General features: G+C 67.5%; 17 protein-coding genes and 1 tRNA gene. 5 read left to right on the forward strand and 13 right to left on the reverse strand.

The window, feature by feature from the left end:
* The 6 genes from ACKOB8_RS08010 to ACKOB8_RS08035 all read right to left on the reverse strand — a co-directional run.
* Positions 1–192 (reverse strand): DUF808 family protein (locus ACKOB8_RS08010; RefSeq protein WP_526376681.1); only part of this gene is annotated, 192 nt, incomplete at its 3' end.
* Between the two features lie 40 nt (positions 193–232).
* Positions 233–1690 (reverse strand): sensor histidine kinase, encoded by a 1458-nt coding sequence (locus ACKOB8_RS08015; RefSeq protein WP_526376682.1) that lies wholly within the window; start codon positions 1688–1690, stop codon positions 233–235.
* Positions 1691–1724: 34 nt separating this feature from the next.
* A complete protein-coding gene (locus ACKOB8_RS08020; RefSeq protein WP_526376683.1) occupies positions 1725–2456 on the reverse strand; it encodes a response regulator transcription factor in 732 nt (243 codons plus the stop codon).
* A gap of 15 nt (positions 2457–2471) precedes the next feature.
* Positions 2472–2744: a hypothetical protein gene (locus ACKOB8_RS08025; protein WP_526376684.1), complete on the reverse strand. Its 273-nt coding sequence runs from the start codon at positions 2742–2744 to the stop codon at positions 2472–2474.
* 393 nt (positions 2745–3137) lie between these two features.
* On the reverse strand, positions 3138–3932 hold the full coding sequence (locus ACKOB8_RS08030; RefSeq protein WP_526376685.1) for a bestrophin-like domain: 795 nt from the start codon (positions 3930–3932) through the stop codon (positions 3138–3140).
* Between the two features lie 586 nt (positions 3933–4518).
* A tRNA-Tyr gene (locus ACKOB8_RS08035) sits at positions 4519–4601 on the reverse strand.
* Between the two features lie 80 nt (positions 4602–4681).
* Between ACKOB8_RS08035 and ACKOB8_RS08040 the strand changes: the two genes are divergently transcribed.
* Genes ACKOB8_RS08040 through ACKOB8_RS08050 form a run of 3 tightly spaced genes read left to right on the forward strand, consistent with a single transcriptional unit; the run spans position 4682 to position 7778 of the window.
* The gene (locus ACKOB8_RS08040; protein ID WP_526376686.1) at positions 4682–5173 is read left to right on the forward strand and encodes a YajQ family cyclic di-GMP-binding protein; all 492 of its coding nucleotides are present in this window, start codon (positions 4682–4684) and stop codon (positions 5171–5173) included.
* 50 nt (positions 5174–5223) lie between these two features.
* Positions 5224–6711 (forward strand): flavin-containing monooxygenase, encoded by a 1488-nt coding sequence (locus ACKOB8_RS08045; RefSeq protein ID WP_526376687.1) that lies wholly within the window; start codon positions 5224–5226, stop codon positions 6709–6711.
* A gap of 41 nt (positions 6712–6752) precedes the next feature.
* Entirely contained in the window at positions 6753–7778 is a 1026-nt protein-coding gene (locus ACKOB8_RS08050) for an NAD(P)H-dependent glycerol-3-phosphate dehydrogenase (RefSeq protein WP_526376688.1), read from the forward strand.
* On the opposite strand, the gene ACKOB8_RS08055 is transcribed toward ACKOB8_RS08050, so the two are convergent.
* Complete coding sequence (locus ACKOB8_RS08055) at positions 7775–8314, reverse strand: hypothetical protein (RefSeq protein WP_526376689.1); 540 nt, start codon at positions 8312–8314, stop codon at positions 7775–7777. The two genes, ACKOB8_RS08050 and ACKOB8_RS08055, sit on opposite strands and share 4 nt — an antisense overlap.
* A gap of 106 nt (positions 8315–8420) precedes the next feature.
* Here ACKOB8_RS08055 and ACKOB8_RS08060 point away from each other — a divergent pair, with 106 nt between their 5' ends.
* Entirely contained in the window at positions 8421–9554 is a 1134-nt protein-coding gene (locus tag ACKOB8_RS08060; protein WP_526376690.1) for a hypothetical protein, read from the forward strand.
* 8 nt (positions 9555–9562) lie between these two features.
* Here ACKOB8_RS08060 and htpX read toward each other — a convergent pair whose 3' ends face one another.
* Entirely contained in the window at positions 9563–10435 is an 873-nt protein-coding gene (gene htpX, locus ACKOB8_RS08065) for a zinc metalloprotease HtpX (RefSeq protein ID WP_526376691.1), read from the reverse strand.
* Between the two features lie 69 nt (positions 10436–10504).
* On the reverse strand, positions 10505–11512 hold the full coding sequence (grcC1, locus tag ACKOB8_RS08070) for a nonaprenyl/(2E,6E)-farnesyl/geranylgeranyl diphosphat synthase (protein ID WP_526376692.1): 1008 nt from the start codon (positions 11510–11512) through the stop codon (positions 10505–10507).
* A gap of 21 nt (positions 11513–11533) precedes the next feature.
* Here grcC1 and menJ point away from each other — a divergent pair, with 21 nt between their 5' ends.
* Entirely contained in the window at positions 11534–12781 is a 1248-nt protein-coding gene (menJ, locus tag ACKOB8_RS08075; protein WP_526376693.1) for a menaquinone reductase MenJ, read from the forward strand.
* Here menJ and ACKOB8_RS08080 read toward each other — a convergent pair.
* The 4 genes from ACKOB8_RS08080 to ACKOB8_RS08095 form a co-directional block, all read right to left on the reverse strand.
* Entirely contained in the window at positions 12774–13466 is a 693-nt protein-coding gene (locus tag ACKOB8_RS08080; RefSeq protein ID WP_526376694.1) for a demethylmenaquinone methyltransferase, read from the reverse strand. The two genes, menJ and ACKOB8_RS08080, sit on opposite strands and share 8 nt — an antisense overlap.
* On the reverse strand, positions 13463–13933 hold the full coding sequence (locus ACKOB8_RS08085; RefSeq protein WP_526376697.1) for a DUF3592 domain-containing protein: 471 nt from the start codon (positions 13931–13933) through the stop codon (positions 13463–13465). The genes ACKOB8_RS08080 and ACKOB8_RS08085 overlap by 4 nt, the downstream gene beginning before the upstream one ends.
* Before the next feature lie 8 nt (positions 13934–13941).
* The gene (gene menD / locus ACKOB8_RS08090) at positions 13942–15609 is read right to left on the reverse strand and encodes a 2-succinyl-5-enolpyruvyl-6-hydroxy-3-cyclohexene-1-carboxylic-acid synthase (protein ID WP_526376695.1); all 1668 of its coding nucleotides are present in this window, start codon (positions 15607–15609) and stop codon (positions 13942–13944) included.
* Positions 15610–15677: 68 nt separating this feature from the next.
* On the reverse strand, positions 15678–16466 hold the full coding sequence (locus tag ACKOB8_RS08095) for an alpha/beta fold hydrolase (RefSeq protein ID WP_526376696.1): 789 nt from the start codon (positions 16464–16466) through the stop codon (positions 15678–15680).
* Positions 16467–16563: the final 97 nt, after the last annotated feature.

Raw genomic sequence — 16563 nt, forward strand, 5'->3', positions numbered from 1 at the left:
GATGATGGGCAGCTCGCGCTCGGCGGCCAATCCGCTGACATACCTCGGAGTGACGGCGGCGTCGTCGACGACCACGCCGGCCGCCTTCACGCTGGCCCGGCCCGCTGCGGCACCGACGTCGTCGATGGACGCGGCGGCCAGCTTCGCCAGCGCCGCCACGTCGTCGAGCAATCCGACCAGACCGCCGGCCATCGGTGTTCCTCCGCTGCGGTGATGAGTATTCTCGCGAACTTTACTCCGCCCGGGAAAGCGCGCTCCCCGTGCCGAACCCGGGTGTCGGCGGTGGGTCGGGAATGCGCGGCAGGGTGACCCGAAAACAGCACCCCTGCCCCGGTGCGGTGGTCACCGTCACTCGACCACCGTGCGCGCGAACCAGCGAGTCCACGATCGACAGGCCGAGTCCGGTTCCCCCACTGGAACGGGTGCGCGATGAATCGGCCCGGTAGAACCTCTCGAACACCCGCTGCGCATCGACAGGCTTCATACCGGGGCCCTGATCGGCCACTTCCAGCACCGCGCCTCGGGCGTCGGTGCCCACCCGGACGCTGATGTCCGCGGTTTCCGGCGTGTGCTGAAGGGCGTTGGCGACCAGATTGCCGAGCACCTGGCGAAGCCTGGCGTCGTCGCCGAACACCTCGGGGGTGCCCGGCCCGTCGAGGAACTCCAGGGTGATCGTGCGATTCGGCGCGACGGAGTGCGCATCGTGAACGGCATCGCTGGCCAGCACCAGCAGGTCGACGGGACGGCGCTCCAACGGACGCTGGGCATCGAGTCGGGCGAGCAGAAGCAGATCCTCGACCAGCACCCCCATCCGCCGCGCCTCGCTCTCGATCCGTGACATCAGCATCTCCACATCGTCAGCGGCTCCTTGCCGGTACAACTCGGCAAAGCCGCGGATCGTCGTCAGCGGAGTTCGCAGTTCGTGGCTGGCGTCGGTGATGAAACGGCGCATCCGTTCCTCGGACAGTCGGGCCCTTTCCGCTGAGCCGGCCGAGGCAGCAACCGCGTTCTGAATCCGGCTGAGCATGCCGTTGAGCGCGAGGGACAGCCTGCCGACCTCCGTGCGCGGATCGCGTTGCGGCACCCTGCTATCGAGTTGGCCTGCAGCAATGGCCGCAGCGGTCTGCTCGACCTCGACCAGCGGCTGCAAACTGCGGTTGACCATCCAGGTTCCGGCCAGGCCGAGGACCGCCAGAACGGCGACGCCGATACCCATCTGAAGCAACACCAGCGCCCGTACGGTCGACTGCACCTCGGACAAATCCATCGCCACGGTGATCAGTTCGCCGTTGGCCCCGCGAACGGTCACTGCCCGCCATCTCACCGTCGAGCCGCCGATCGAGGCGATGGTCACCGGGACGGGACCCACGTTGTTGGTGCGAGGCAGCGCCGGTCGGGCCTTGCGATCGTTGCTCGCCGCCCAAAACCCGCCAAAGGCGTCGACGCCCTGAACGTAGAAGTTGGAGGGTGGGCGGGCAGGATTGGGTACCTCATCGGGCAGGACCATCCGGCGCGGTTGCAGTGCCCAGCCGGTCGAAGCGTCGAGCAGGGTCTCATCGACTCTGCTGACAAGGCTGTGTCGCAGGATCGATGTGACCGCCACACTAGATGCCACCAGGCCACAACCGACCAGCAGCAACATCGCGGCAACCAATGTCACCCGGAGTGGCAGCGAGCGGGGAGGCCGCATCAAACTATTGTTCTCGAGCACCGTCAACGCCCGTTCAGCGGGGCTCCCTCAACACGTAGCCGACTCCGCGCAAAGTGTGCAGTAGGCGTTTGGGCCCGGAATCGATCTTGCGACGGAGGTAGGAGACATAAAGTTCGACGACGTTGACATCGCCGCCGAAGTCGTAGTGCCACACGTGTTCGAGGATCTTGGGTTTGCTCAAGACGGTGCCCGCGTTGATGACGAAGTAGCGCAGCAGCGCGAACTCGGTCGGCGACAGCGATACGAGCTCTCCGGCTTTCCACACCTCGTGTGTTTCCTCGTCGAGCTCAATGTCGGCGAATCCCAGGCGGGAATTTTCGGGCTTCTCCGACCCCTTCGCCCGGCGCAGCATGACCCGCAGCCGGGCCACGACCTCCTCCAAGCTGAACGGCTTGGTGACGTAGTCGTCTGCCCCCAGGTTGAAGCCGGCCAGTTTGTCTTGCAGGCTGTCGCGGGCGGTGAGAAAAAGGGCGGGAGCATCGATTCCGCGGTCACGCAGCCGCTTCAACACGCCGAAGCCATCCATCCCCGGCATCATGACGTCGAGAATCACCGCATCCGGGCGGGCCTTACGGACCCGGTCGAGCGCTTCCATGCCGCTGGTGGCGGTATCGACCTCAAAACCCTGAAACCTGAGACTGGCCGCCAGCAGGTCGACGATGTTGGTCTCGTCATCGACGACCAGCACCCTCGCCTCGGGTGTGCCCCTGTCCGGCACCGGCATCGCAGAGCGCATGCTGTTCATCCTCGCAAAGGCGAACTATCCCTGCGGGGTCGCAACCATGATCGGGCCGGAAACCGAGCCCTGCATCGCGGACCTGAAATCACCCTGGGTGCCGTCGGAATCCAGGTTCCCGGGCGTTCCGTCGGTATCCACCAGCGCGCCGTCGCTACCGCCCTGGTCCTGCACCGTGACAGTGCTCGTCGGGGCCGCGAGGGCGGTGCCCGCAGAGACAACCGATCCCAACGCGCCGGCGGAAACCATCACGACCAATGCCACCACGGCATACATTCCGCCGATGAACAGGCTCATCGGGCTTCGGAAAATCCTCACGATCACTCCTTCATCACTCCGTAAGAAATACGGTATTGCGGCTTGCTAGCAAGTTGCTGTGGACCGGGACCGGCGACTGCGGGTCCGGAAGATCTTTTGTTGAAGCTCAAGGAGTGGCAGGTACAGGACTCGAACGTGTGTAGGCGTTAGCCGACGGGTTTACGTCCGATCTTCTCGGCGTTGGTCAGTCCGGATGGCCTCGAAACACAATCGCGGATGCTGACGGGATAGCTGGGTTCGCTTCTACTGCGGAACAGATCCACCGCAGTTCACGGCATTTATCTACAGCTGGGGGCATTCGGTCGGCTATTACGTACGTGTGATCACTGGCGGTCTAACTCGATCCGCAGAACGCAGATCCGTATTTCCCAGCTAAATGGAGCTGGCAGAAACGCTCAGCGGTGCGAGGTCGACCGCGATTCCAACGAAGGGAAAGTCGGTGATCAACACCACGGCGATGGACATCGCGGAAATGAGCGCCGAGAGATACATGAGGAAGGGCCGCTCCACCGTAAGCGCTGACATACCTACTACGGCCGCCAGGCATAGCCCGGACGCGAAAATGAGCGCCACCAGAACAGCCGGAAGCTTTCGCTGCGCCACGGAGGTTACTTTGCTCCAGGCGGCGGTCAGCGATGCGGAGGCCGACACCATTCCGCTCGCCACCGGGTCCGCGTTAGCTTGCCCGGATGCTACTCGGTGCACGTTGTTCTGCAGAGTGTCAAATATTTCGTCAGACGGCAGCGCACTGACGTTCCCCTCCGCGAGATGTGGCTGATCATCGCGCACAACTGTGTTCAGAAAATCGCGCAAGTTATCGTTGATAACGTCGGCGCCGGCTTGGTCCTGCAGCGCACTCGCGGCCCACGAAAGTTGTTGGGCCACGCCTGCCTGGAGGTCGACTGCGTCCTGGCCAGCACTCACCGCCGACCAGGTGATCGTGATCGAAAAACCGACGAGGAGGGCGAAAGACGCCCCAAACACGCCGAGCAGTTTTCCGGCGAACCCTTCCACCTGCGTGCTTCGTTCGGGCGAAGCCGCCCTGCGAAGGGCCAACCGGCAACCAGCGCTAACTAAAGTGAACAACACGAATCCGATGGCGATAAGTAGCCAGGGAGGAAGCGCGGAGAGGGTTCGCACGCCTAAAATCCTTTCGTTGGTCGGCATGAGATGCCCGCCAATTGTGTGGCCATTCGGGCGCTACCCCAAGACGGGAACCACTTGCGCCTGGGTTTAGGCACCCTATCGACTCAGGCGAGCGTTCGAATAGGACTTTCCCGAATCAGTCCTCCGGAAGAACTCTGATCAAAGCCCGCTCTGGCTCGATCTTGCGAAGAATTCGCGTATCTACTTCGAGGGCATTCGCGTGGAATCCGATCATCGACGGTCGTGTCCAATGCGATCTTGAATGAGTTGAAACAGAAATCGGCCAACACGACAAGACTGCTTTGGTGTTCCAATCCACCCGGGGCGGTTATCTGACGTTTGCCCAAGCGCGTTACCGCTTCAGCAATGCGGTAACAGCGGTGGACGGATCCATGGCGTCCGCCTTCACGATCTGCGACATACCTGCGCCTCGTTTGCGATCAGAGGCGGTACCAACCCTCGACCGCTACGGACACCTGTTTCCGGATGATCTTGATGCCGTCGCTAACGCGCTGGACGCGGCTGCTGCGTACTGGGCTGGGTACTGGGCTGGCTGTTTAGCCAGAGCCGATTGTCTGCTTGGGCCCCTCAACTGGGCGAACACGGGTGGCAGGTAGAGGATTCGAACCTCTGTAGGCTTTCGCCGACGGATTTACAGTCCGCTCCCATTGGCCGCTCGGGCAACCTGCCTGGTTTGATGCGTCTTGCAGGGTACAACGGGGGCGGACCCCGGGCACAAACCGGCCTGACCCATCAGGAGGGCACCGCACATGGCGGATTCGTCGTTCGACATCGTCAGCAAGGTCGACCGTCAGGAGGTCGACAACGCGCTCAACCAGGCGGGCAAGGAACTGGCCACCCGGTTCGACTTCCGCGGCACCGACACCTCGATCTCCTGGAAGGGCGAGGAGGTGATCGAGATCGTCAGCTCCACCGAGGAACGCGCCAAGGCGGCCGTCGAGGTGTTCAAGGAAAAGCTGGTCCGCCGGGACATCTCGATGAAGGCCTTCGACGCCGGCGATCCCCAGCCTTCGGGAAAGACCTACAAGGTGTCCGGCTCGCTCAAGCAGGGCATCAGCAGCGAGAACGCCAAGAAAATCACCAAGCTGATCCGCGATGACGGGCCGAAGAGCGTCAAGACCCAGATCCAGGGCGACGAGGTGCGCGTCACCTCCAAAAGCCGCGACGACCTGCAGTCGGTCATCGCCCTGCTCAAAGGCGCCGACCTCGACGTCGCCCTGCAGTTCGTCAACTACCGCTGACAACGAGCGCCTAAGCTGGAGGCCATACCCGGACAGGCAGGGGAGGCGTGGTGAGCGCTGCGGAGACCGTCGAGAGCTACGACGTCGTCATCGTCGGCGCGGGCATCTCCGGGATCGGCGCAGCCCACCGCATCACCGAGCGCCACCCCGCGGCGCGGTACGTGATCCTCGAGGGCCGTGAGCGCATCGGCGGCACCTGGGACCTCTTCCGCTATCCCGGGGTGCGCTCGGACTCATCGATCTATCTCCTGAGCTGGCCGTGGGCGCCCTGGCCCGGCGAAGAGTACGTCGCCGACGGCGACCGCATCCGCGACTATATGGAGGATGCCACCAAACAGCACGGCATCTACCCCCACATCCGCTTCGGCACCCGGGTGCAGTCCGCAGATTGGGACTCCGACACCGACACCTGGACGGTACGCGCGACCACCGACGGCAAGCAGGTCTGCTACCGCGGCAGATTCGTCTTCTTCGGCACCGGCTACTACAACTACGACGACCCCTATACCCCTGAGCTCGCCGGTCTCGAAGATTTCGCCGGCTCCGTCGTGCACCCGCAACACTGGCCGGATGACCTCGACTACGGCGGGAAGACAATGGTGGTGATCGGCTCCGGAGCCACCGCGGTCTCGATGGTCCCCGCCCTGGCGAAGAGGGCCGCCAAGGTCGTCATGCTGCAGCGCTCACCGGGATACCTGTTCTCGATGCCCCGGCGTAACCCCGTCATGGATCCTATTCGAAAGGTGTTGCCGCACAGGTTTTCCTATCCGGTCATCCGCGCGCTTGCGCTGATCTTCGAGAAGTTCATCTGGGTGCTCGCGCGGGGAGCTCCGACGTTCACCAGGAAGCTGGTGCGCTGGCAGAACTCCAGCATGCTGCCGGCCGGGTATCCGGTCGATGTGGACTTCCGCCCGCGCTACAACCCCTGGGACGAGCGGATGTGCCTGGTCGCCGACGGCGACGTCTTCGACGAGATCAAGAGCGGAAAACTCGAAGTCGTCACCGACCACATCGACCACATCGACCGAACCGGTGTTGCACTGAAGTCAGGCCGTCACCTCGACGCCGACATCATCGTCACCGCCACCGGCCTGCAGTTGCTGGCGCTCGGCGGAATCTGCATCAGCATCGACGGCGCGGACATCAAGCCGCAGGACCGATTCTCCTACAAGGCCCTCATGCTCGACGGGGTGCCCAACCTGTTCTGGTGCATCGGCTACACCAACGCGTCGTGGACCCTTCGCGCCGATATGACCGCACGATCGGCGGCACGTCTGATCGAGCACATGGACTCCCACGGGTTCACCCATGCCTACCCACGGCTCGGGTCCGGGCCGATTCCGGAGAGGCCGACCTGGGACCTGCAGGCCGGCTACGTGATGCGTAACCCGCACGCGCTGCCGAAGTCGGGAACCAAGCGACCCTGGATGGTGCGTCAGGACTACTTCGCCGACGTGCTCGACCACCGGCTCGTCGACAAGATCGATGAGGACATGGTCTTCGGCCGGGCACTGGTCGCGTCCACGCGGATTCCCTGAACCCGCGGTGCCCGGCACCGCACGGCGTTACCTTGGTCGCCATGACACATGGCCGCCGCGAACCCAAAGTCGTCGTGCTCGGGGGAGGCTCCTGGGGCACCACCGTCGCCTCGATCTGTGCCCGCCGCGCCGAGACCCTGCAGTGGGTTCGCTCCGCGGAGACCGCAGCCGACATCAACACCAACCACCGCAACAGCGAGTACCTCGGCGAAGAGATCGAGCTGTCGGAAAACCTCCGTGCGACCACGGATTTCGCCGAGGCGGCCAATTGCGCCGACGTGATCATCATGGGGGTGCCCTCGCACGGTTTCCGGAGCGTTCTGGTCGAACTGGGTAAGGAGCTGCGGCCGTGGGTGCCGGTCGTGAGCCTGGTCAAGGGACTTGAGCAGGGCACCAACATGCGGATGAGCCAGATCGTCGACGAGGTCCTCCCCGGCCACCCGGCCGGAATCCTGGCCGGGCCGAACATCGCCCGCGAGGTCGCCGAGGGGTACGCCGCCGCCGCCGTGCTGGCGATGCCCGACCAGAACCTGGCCGCCAACCTCGCCTACATGTTCCGCACCAGCCGATTTCGCACCTACACGACCGACGACGTGATCGGCGTGGAGATGGCCGGGGCGTTGAAGAACGTCTACGCCATCGCCGTCGGCATGGGCTACGCACTGGGTATCGGCGAGAACACCCGCGCCATGGTGATGGCGCGCGCGGTGCGGGAGATGTCCAAACTCGGCGAGGCCGTCGGCGGCAAGCGCGACACCTTCTCCGGTCTGGCCGGAATGGGTGACCTGATCGTCACCTGCACCTCCAAGCGCAGCCGCAACCGCTTCGTCGGCGAGGAACTCGGCTCGGGCAAACCGATCGCCGACATCATCGCCTCGATGAGTCAGGTCGCCGAGGGCGTCAAGTCCGCCAGCGTGATCATGGAGTTCGCCGAGAAGTACGGCCTGAACATGCCGATCGCCCGCGAGGTCGACGCCGTGGTCAACCACGGCGCCACCGTCGAGGACGCCTACCAGGGGTTGATGGCCGAGAAACCCGGCAAAGAGATCGAGAGCGGCCGCTTCTAACCCGGGCCGCCGTCGGGTCGCGCCAGCAGCGGGTTCGAGGCGTTGATCGTCGTACTGGTGGCGCTGATCACGAAGCCGACCTGCTCGCGGTTGTTCACGCATGCCAGGACGCCGGCGCCGTCGGTTCCGCAGCTGATGTCGCGGAAACTCAGCCGGGTGCCCGGGGGAAGCGGCGTGACGTCGCCGGCGGCGGCGAAAATCGGGCGGTCGGCGGAGGCGAAGGTCGGCGCACCGACGGGGCCCGCGCTGACCAGATTCACCCCGGCCGGTGCGCCGGGAAGGGGGCCGCTGCAGCCGTAGCCACCGTTGAGCCGGTTGAGCACGCAGGTGACTCCGGCCGGGCCGGCGAAGGCGTAGACCGAGCCGCCCATCGCGGCGTAATCCGCCGGATCCAGCGCCCGGTAGCTGTTCACGTCGGGCAGCGGGGGCGGCAGGGGGTCCGGGTCGGCGTCGGCCGTGGCTGGCAAACCCGCCACGACCCCCACCAAGGCCACGGCAAACGCGCTGGTCAGCGAGGTGCAGCCGCGGGGTGCCATCTCGATACTGTAGCGAAGGTGTTTAATTTGCCACGGAGGGTGTGAAACGAATCGAAAAGGCCTAAACTGAAGTCGCGATAATGCTGAGTTTTTCGGAAGGCACGGCGTGATTGGGCAATTGGCGGCGACGGAGCATGTCCTTCGCGCTGCCCTGCTCAGCGGCGCCGCAGCAACCGGCTTCACAATCCTGGCCTACACCGGGCAGACCACCGACGGGTTCGTCCACACCAACTTCTCCGGGCCGCTCGGCCTGCTCGGCATCCCGGCGGCCGACAGCCAGAGCGACGTGGTGGCCATCGGCGACGGCACCGGGGACGCCGCCGAGCTGTCTTCTTTGCTGCAGTCCACCGCGCCGACGGCCAACCCCCTCGATCCGCAGCAGTTGCTCTACCAAGCCGGCGGTACCCCGAACAGCTCGCAGGTGAACGTGCTTCCCCCTCAGGTTCCGGGCGCCCCGGCGGCCAGCGCGCCGATCTCCGAGCAGTCGCTGAACTCGCACAGCAAACCGGTCATCGACGCCAACGGTCAGGTGGACTGCACCGGCGCGGTGAGTTGTGACTTCGACCCGAACACGCAAGTCACCAAGGTGGTCTATCCCGACGGCGTGGTGGCCCTGGTTCAGCGGGTCAACGACATGACGATGGTCGCCTTCCAGACGCTCAACAGCACGCTGCAGCAGCAGCTGGCGACGCTGAACCTGCCGCCCCTGCCCAGTTTCACGCCCGCGCCGATGGCGGCCGCTCCACCGGCCCCGCCCGCTCTGCCCGCACCCGCCGCCACGCTCGCACCGGTGCCCGATCCCGCCGAGGTGACGCGGGTCCGCGTTCCGGCCGCGGGAGTCGACCCCACGTCCGAATCGGCCGGAGCGGTGGGTTCGGCCACCGACAACCCCGCGGCGACCAGCACGTCGGCGACTCCGCCGGCACTGAGCCCCAGCGGTATTCGGCCCGGACCGCGCGTGAACGTCAGCCGGCCACCGGTCGACCTCAGCCCGACCGGTCCGAACAGGCCCAACTCGCCCAAGCCGGGCTCCGACTTCGTCTCCGGAACGATCGACGCGGTCACCGACGCAGTCGGATCGGTGGTCGAGAAGGTCCGGGAGGCCGTGGACGGCATCAACCGCGGCGCCAATCAGATCAAGGCGCCGGCGCCCAAGCCGACTAAGTCCGACGCGGATCGTTCGGGCAGCCGCCAGATCCGAGACCGGTCCGCTCTCAACGGTTCGGCCGCGACTCCCTAGCTCCCCCGCTAGCTCCCCGCCATCCTCTCCAGCCGCGCGATCCGGTCGGCGATCGGCGGGTGGGTGGCGAACAGTTTGCCCAACCGCTCGCGGGAACTGAACGGGCTGGCGATCATCAGGTGGGCCTGATCGGCCAGCTGCGGACTGGGTGGCAGGGGGGCTGCTTCCACCCCGCCGCTGATCTTGCGCAGCGCGGAGGCCAGGGCGAGCGGGTCTCCGGACAGCTCGGCGCCGGATTCGTCAGCCTGGTACTCCCGTGACCGCGACACGGCCAATCGGATCACGGTCGCCGCGATCGGCCCCAGCAGCGAAACCAGAATCAGGGCAAGGCCGCTGGGGCCGCCGCCGTTGCGGTTGCCGCCGCCGAAAGCACCCGCGAACATCGCCATATTCGCCAGCCCGGTGATCACCGACGCCAGCGCGCCGGCCACGCAGGAGATGAGGATGTCGCGGTTGTAGACGTGGGAGAGCTCATGGCCGAGCACGGCGCGAAGCTCGCGCTCGTCGAGAATCTGCAGGATGCCGGTGGTGCAGCAGACCGCGGCGTTGCGGGGATTGCGCCCGGTGGCGAACGCGTTGGGACTGTCGGTGTTGCTGATGTAGAGCCGGGGCATCGGTTGATGCGCGGTCGTGGCCAACTCCCGAACGATCGCATAGATCTGCGGCGCCTGCACCTCGGTGATCGGTTGGGCCTTCATCGCGCGCAGCGCGAGTTTGTCGGAGTTGAAGTACACGTAGACGTTCATGCCGACGGCGAACAGCACCGAAAGCCACAGCACCGACCGGTTCTGGAACAGCGCGCCGATGAAGACGATCAGCGTCGACATCCCGACGAGCAGGAAGAAAGTCTTGATCCGGTTGGTGGTCGGATGCCAGGTCATCTGCGTCGCCTCCTCGATTGCCCGTCCGGCAGCCTAACGCCGCAGCCGCCCCGAACAGTTCCCAAAGGGTTAACCATGCCTGTCGACGGTGTAGTCCAGCAGCGAAGCGAGCGCGCGGCGGCCCGGCACGTCGGGCAGCGCGGCCAACTCGGCCCGGGCCGCGGTGACGTACTGGGCGACGGTGGCCTTGGCTGCGGCGATGCCGCCGGACGCACGCAGCAGCGCCAGCGCCTCAGCCACAGCCTCGTCGTCCCGGACCGGCTCGCTGAGAAGCTCCCGCAGTCGCCGGGCGCCCGGGCCGGTCTCCTGCAGCGCGAACAGCACCGGCAGGGTGTGCACCCCCTCGCGCAGGTCGGTACCGGGCAGCTTGCCGGACTCGTCGGGGTCGCTGTCGATGTCGATGATGTCGTCAGAGATCTGGAACACCGTTCCGATGATCCCGCCGAGCCGGGCTAGCCGCTCGATCTGATCGGCGTCCGCCCCCGAGAAGGTGGCGCCGAAACGGCCCGAGGCGGCGATCAGACACGCGGTCTTCTCAGAGACGACCTTCAGGTAGTGCGAGACCGCGTCGTCGCCGTCGGCGGCGCCCTTGGTCTCGCGCATCTGCCCGGTGACCAGTTGGGCGAAGGTCTCGGCGATGATGCGGACGGCGTCCGGGCCCAGCCGCGAGACGAGCCGGGAGGCGGTCGCGAACAGATAGTCGCCGGCCAGGATCGCGATGTTGTTACCCCAGCGAGCATTCGCCGACGGAGCGCCGCGACGCATCTGAGCCTCGTCCATGACGTCGTCGTGGTAGAGCGTCGCCAGGTGGACCAGTTCGATGACCGCCCCGGCCACGGTGACTTCCCACGAGTCGGGTCGCGGGCCGACATGCGCGGAAAGCACGGTGAACAGTGGCCGGAACCGCTTACCGCCGGCCTCGAAGAGGTGCAGCACGGCTTCGGTCATCAATTCGTCGGCGGCGTGCAGTTCGGCGGCGATGAGCTCGTCGACGCGGGCGACCCCGTCGCGCACGCTCGTCGCGAAGTCCGGGTCGCCGAGGTCGACTCCCGCCACCACACTCGCCGGTGTTCGCATCCACCCAACATACTGGTAGCGATGGGTGCGCAGGATTACCAGGTCAGAGCCGACCCCGGCGCGGAAGTCGTGGTCGTCGGAGCCGGGCCGTCCGGGTCGGCAGCCGCGGCCTGGGCGGCGCGGCCCGGTCACGAGGTGCTGGTCCTCGCTGCGGCGGAGTTCCCCCGGGACACGGCCTGCGGCGACGGCCTGACCCCGCGCGCGATGGTCGAACTGGAGCGGTTGGGCCTGGGCGACTGGCTGCACGGTCGCGTCCGCCACCACGGGCTGCGGATGAGCGGATTCGGCGCCGACGTCCAGGTGCACTGGCCGGGTCCGTCATTTCCCGCAGCCAGTTCGGCGGTGCCCCGAACCGAACTCGACGACCGCATTCGCGCGGTCGCCGAAGAGTCGGGCGCCGGGATGCTGCTGGGGCGAAAGGCGGTCGACGTCGCGTGGGACGCCGCCGGGCGGGTGCAAGCCCTGCTGCTCGCCGACGGCACCCGGGTGCGCTGTCGCTGGCTGATCGTCGCCGACGGCGCCCGCTCGCCGCTGGGCCGGGTTCTCGGACGGCAGTGGCACCAGCAGACGGTCTACGGGGTGGCTGTGCGGGGTTACCTCGCCTCGCCGCGCGCCGCCGAGCCGTGGATCTCCTCGGATCTGGAGTTGCGTTCGGCCGAGGGGCAGGTGCTGCCCGGGTACGGCTGGATCTTCCCGCTGGGCAATGGCGAGGTGAACATCGGGGTGGGCGCACTGGCCACCGCCAAGCGGCCCGCCGACGTGGCTCTGCGCACCCTGATCCGCCACTACAGCGATCTCAAGAGTGCCGCCTGGGGTTTCACCGGGCCGCCCCGGGCGGTGTCCTCCGCGCTGCTTCCGATGGGTGGGGCGGTGTCGGGTGTCGCCGGTGCCAACTGGATGCTGGTCGGCGACGCCGCGGCATGCGTGAACCCGCTCAACGGCGAGGGCATCGACTACGGGCTGGAGACCGGTCGGCTGGCCGCCGAGATGGTGGGAAACACGGACATGCACACCGCCTGGCCGGCGCTGTTGCAGCACCACTACGGGCGGGGCTTCTCGGTGGCGCGCCGGCTGGGGCTGCTCCTCACCGTGCCCCGGTTCCTGCCGCTGACCGGGCCGCTGGCGATGCGTTCAACGACCCTGATGGGTATCGCGGTTCGGGTGATGGCCAATCTGGTGACCGAGGACGACGCGGACTGGGTGGCTCGGGTGTGGCGGGCCGCCGGAGCCGGATCGCGTCTGGCGGATCGGCGAAGACCCTTCAGCTAGTGGGCTTTTCGGCGGTGTGCACGGCGACGATGCCCCCGGTGAGGTTGCGCCATCGGGTCTGCGACCAGCCGGCCTGCTCGATCTGGGTGGCCAGGGTCGGCTGGTCGGGCCAGGCGCGGATGGACTCGGCGAGGTAGACGTAGGCCTCCGGGTTGCTCGACACCGCGCGCGCGATACGGGGCAAGGCCTGCATCAGGTACTCCTTGTAGGCGGTCGAGAACACCGCGATGGTGGGGGTCGAGAACTCGCACACCACCAGCCGGCCCCCGGGCCGGGTGACGCGTGCCATCTCCCGCAGGCCCGCGACGTGGTCGACGATGTTGCGCAGACCGAAGCTGATGGTGACGGCATCGAACGCGCCGTCGCCGAACGGCAGCCGGGTGGCGTCGGCGGCCACCTTGGGTACGGCCCTGGACCGGCCGGCGTGCAGCATGCCGACCGAGAAGTCGGCGGCCAGACACCACGCGCCGGAGCGCGCGAGCTCGACGGTGGACACCGAGGTACCCGCCGCCAGATCCAGGACCGTGTCGCCCGGTCCGGCGCCGAGCGCGGCGCGGGTGACCCGGCGCCAGTGGCGGTCGCGACCCAGCGAGAGCACGGTGTTGGTGCGGTCGTAGCGGCGGGCCACCGCATCGAACATCGACGCCACCTCGCGGGGGTCCTTGTCCAGCGAGGCGCGGCTCATTTCTGTTCCACTCGTGCCAGGGCGATGAGCACCGCCGCACCGACCGTCCAGGCGACCAGCGCCAGCGAGCCGGCCGGGATGATCGCCAGTGCTGCGTTGCGATCCTTGACGCGGACCAGATTGGGGCTGCCGCGGTCGTACTCGACGTAGATCCGCATTCCGTCGGACAGCTCCGAGGGGTAGAGCACCCCGAGCTCGGGCCGGTAGGTGACCCGGTCGGGTGTGACGAACTCGATCGTCGAGCGGCGCGGACCCGCCGAGAGGACCTCGGCCTCCGCGGTTCCCATGTTGCGTTCGATCTGCCGGTCGTTGCGCCAGGCTCCGGCGACCAGCAGCACCGACTGGAGGGTGACCACCGCGATGACGACCCACACCGCGATCTTCGCCCACCGCAGCGCTTTGCGCTCGGCGGTGTCCGGGAGATCGGGATCACGCTGGGGCAGAGCGGCTTTGAGCAGGCCGGGCAGCCTGCCGGTCACAGGGCCGCCCGGATGTCGGCGTGCAGCCGGCGCAGGGTCGAGCGGTCGGCCTTGACCTCCAGGACCCGCATGCCCTCGTGCCGCTCATCGAGCGCGGCCCCGAGCTGATCGGCTTCGATCTGCCGCGAGTCGACGTGGTAGGCCCGGCACAGGGCCCCGACGTCGACGTCGTGCGGTGCGCCGAAGATCCGCGACGACACATCGCCGAATCGCGGATCGCCTTGCTCGAGGAGCTCGAAGATACCCCCGCCGTTGTCGTTGGACACCACGATGGTCAGGTTGCGCGGCGTCGGCTCGGTGGGGCCGATCAGCAGCCCGGACGAATCGTGGACGAAGGTCATGTCACCGATCAGGGCCACGGTGCGACCACCCGTGCGGTCGTGGGCGAGCGCGGCGCCGATCGCGGTCGAGACGGTGCCGTCGATGCCGGCGACGCCGCGGTTGGACCGCACCGACACTCCGCGGGTGTCCAGACCCACCAGGGCGGCGTCACGCACCGGGTTGGAGGCACCCAGCACCAACTGGTCACCGGGGTGAAGCGCGCCGGCCACGGCGGCGGCGACGTGCAGACCGGTCGCCAGGGGGTGGGCGGCGAGCTGGTGCCGGACGACCTCGAGGGTGTGGCGGTGGACATCGGCGCAGCGGCGCAGCCATTGGGGGTCGGGAGTCCCGACGGTCTCGGCCCGCGTGCCGGTGGCCGTCGAGTTGCCCGACACGTCCGGCCAGCGCGGCCCGGTGGTCAGGGCGTACACCGAGACCTCCGGATCGGCCAGCAGTGCGGAGACCGGCCGGTGCAGGGTCGGGCGGCCCAGCATGATCACCTGCCGGGGGCGCAGCGTGAGCAGCCCCAGCGGGTGCAGCGGGTTGGCCGCCGGTGGGGCGGTCGGCTCGGCGACGGTAGGCAGCTGCGCGAGGTTGGGATGCTCACCGGCGCCGTGACCGGCGATCACGACGGTGTCGGGCGTGAGATCGATGCGCAGCGGCTGATCGAAGGTCACCGGCGGGGTGTAGGTCCACGGACTGCCGTCCGGCCGGCCCGGCGGCATGCCGGCGGTATCGGAGTCGGAGTCGGGCACCAGCGGCTCGCGCAGCGGAATGTCGAACTGCACCGGCCCGGCGTTGGCCGAGCGCGCCCCGGTGGCGGCCGCCAGCACCCGGCAGGTGGCCGAGCGCCACTGGGCATTCAGGGCATTCAGGGCATTCAGGGCGTCCAGTGGGCTCAAGCCACCGGGGGTCTCGATGTCTTCGGCCAGACCCAGGCTGATCGCCGCCCGCGCCTGGGTGCCGAAGTAGCCCAGCTGCTCCATGGTCTGGCTGGCTCCCGTGCCGAGCAGCTCGTAGGGCCGGTTGGCGCTCAGCACGATCAGCGGCACCCGCGCGTAGTTGGCCTCGACGACCGCCGGACCGAGGTTGGCGACCGCCGTGCCCGACGTCATCGCGATCGGCACCGGGCGACCGCTTCCCAACGCCAGCCCGATGGCCAGATAGCCGGCCGTGCGCTCGTCGATGCGGACATGCAGCCGAAGCCGACCGGCACGGTCGGCGTCGGCGAAGGCGAAGGCCAGCGGGGCATTGCGTGACCCGGGACACAGGACCACGTCACGGACCCCGCCGCGGACGAGCTCGTCGACGACGACGCGGGCCTGAACCGTCGAGGGGTTCACCCCTACAGCCTGACACAACCGGCACCCGGGGCGAACAACGAGACCCGGCGGCGAAGACCGGCGGTGACTCAGATCAGCGTGCCCGCGAAAAACTGCAGGACCGCCGAGTTCACCTGCTCGGGCCGTTCCAGAAACCCCAGGTGACCGGCGTTGGCGATCTGGACGTAGCGCGCACCCGGGATCGCGTCGGCCACCTCCCGGCCCAGCGCCGGCGGGGTGATGATGTCGTCGGCGAAACCGATCACCAGCACGTCGTTGGTCACGGATCGGTAAGCGGGAAGCCGGTCCTCCCGGGGCGCCACCGTCGCCTGGGCGCGCCAGCCGGAGGTGCGCTTGAGCGGAAACGCGGTGAACATCTCCATCCACTCCGTGACGGCCTTCTCGTCGTGGATGGTCTTGGGCGAGAAGTTCTCCAGGATCCGAACCTTGGCGGTGTAGGCCGCCGGCAGGTCGACAGTGGAGTCCAGAAGCTCCAGATCCGCGTCGCGGAAGATCTTGCCGACCGTGCTGATCCGGCCGCGGGTGCCCATCAGCACGGCCTGCCGGACCAGGTCGGGGCGAACCAGCATCAGCTCCTGCGCGATGAACGAACCCATGGACATCGCGACCAGCCGTGCCGGGCCACCGGCCACGGACTCGATCAGCTCCACGGTGTCGGCGACCATCTCCTGGGTGGAGAAATCGTCGGCGTCCTCGGTGGCGCCGATGCCGCGGTTGTCGAAGGTGATGCAGCGGTAGCCGGCCGCGACGAACGCCGGGACCTGATGAATGTGCCAGGTGCGGCCGGCTCCGCCGGTCCCGGCGATGAACACCACCGGGTCGCCGGAGCCGACGTCGTCGTAGGCCAGGGTCGTCACCCGCACGACGCTAGCAGCGCGTGGCAGAGCCGAACGCGCTCGCGCCACCAGTCGCGGCGGGCGGGGGCGGCGGCCAGTTCGGCCAGCCGGGCCGGGT

Origin of the sequence: Mycobacterium sp., assembly GCF_046091765.1 — a bacterium.
In the GTDB taxonomy this organism is placed as follows: domain Bacteria; phylum Actinomycetota; class Actinomycetes; order Mycobacteriales; family Mycobacteriaceae; genus Mycobacterium.

What these genes read in the sequence shown, in the direction of transcription:
- menJ (WP_526376693.1), top strand. Translation starts at nt 11,534, where the DNA reads ATGGGTGCGCAGGATTACCAGGTCAGAGCCGACCCCGGCGCGGAAGTC.
- ACKOB8_RS08020 (WP_526376683.1), bottom strand. Translation starts at nt 2,456, where the DNA reads ATGAACAGCATGCGCTCTGCGATGCCGGTGCCGGACAGGGGCACACCC.
- ACKOB8_RS08055 (WP_526376689.1), bottom strand. Translation starts at nt 8,314, where the DNA reads ATGGCACCCCGCGGCTGCACCTCGCTGACCAGCGCGTTTGCCGTGGCC.
- ACKOB8_RS08015 (WP_526376682.1), bottom strand. Translation starts at nt 1,690, where the DNA reads ATGCGGCCTCCCCGCTCGCTGCCACTCCGGGTGACATTGGTTGCCGCG.
- ACKOB8_RS08050 (WP_526376688.1), top strand. Translation starts at nt 6,753, where the DNA reads ATGACACATGGCCGCCGCGAACCCAAAGTCGTCGTGCTCGGGGGAGGC.
- ACKOB8_RS08080 (WP_526376694.1), bottom strand. Translation starts at nt 13,466, where the DNA reads ATGAGCCGCGCCTCGCTGGACAAGGACCCCCGCGAGGTGGCGTCGATG.
- ACKOB8_RS08025 (WP_526376684.1), bottom strand. Translation starts at nt 2,744, where the DNA reads ATGAGCCTGTTCATCGGCGGAATGTATGCCGTGGTGGCATTGGTCGTG.
- ACKOB8_RS08030 (WP_526376685.1), bottom strand. Translation starts at nt 3,932, where the DNA reads ATGCCGACCAACGAAAGGATTTTAGGCGTGCGAACCCTCTCCGCGCTT.
- grcC1 (WP_526376692.1), bottom strand. Translation starts at nt 11,512, where the DNA reads ATGCGAACACCGGCGAGTGTGGTGGCGGGAGTCGACCTCGGCGACCCG.
- htpX (WP_526376691.1), bottom strand. Translation starts at nt 10,435, where the DNA reads ATGACCTGGCATCCGACCACCAACCGGATCAAGACTTTCTTCCTGCTC.
- ACKOB8_RS08040 (WP_526376686.1), top strand. Translation starts at nt 4,682, where the DNA reads ATGGCGGATTCGTCGTTCGACATCGTCAGCAAGGTCGACCGTCAGGAG.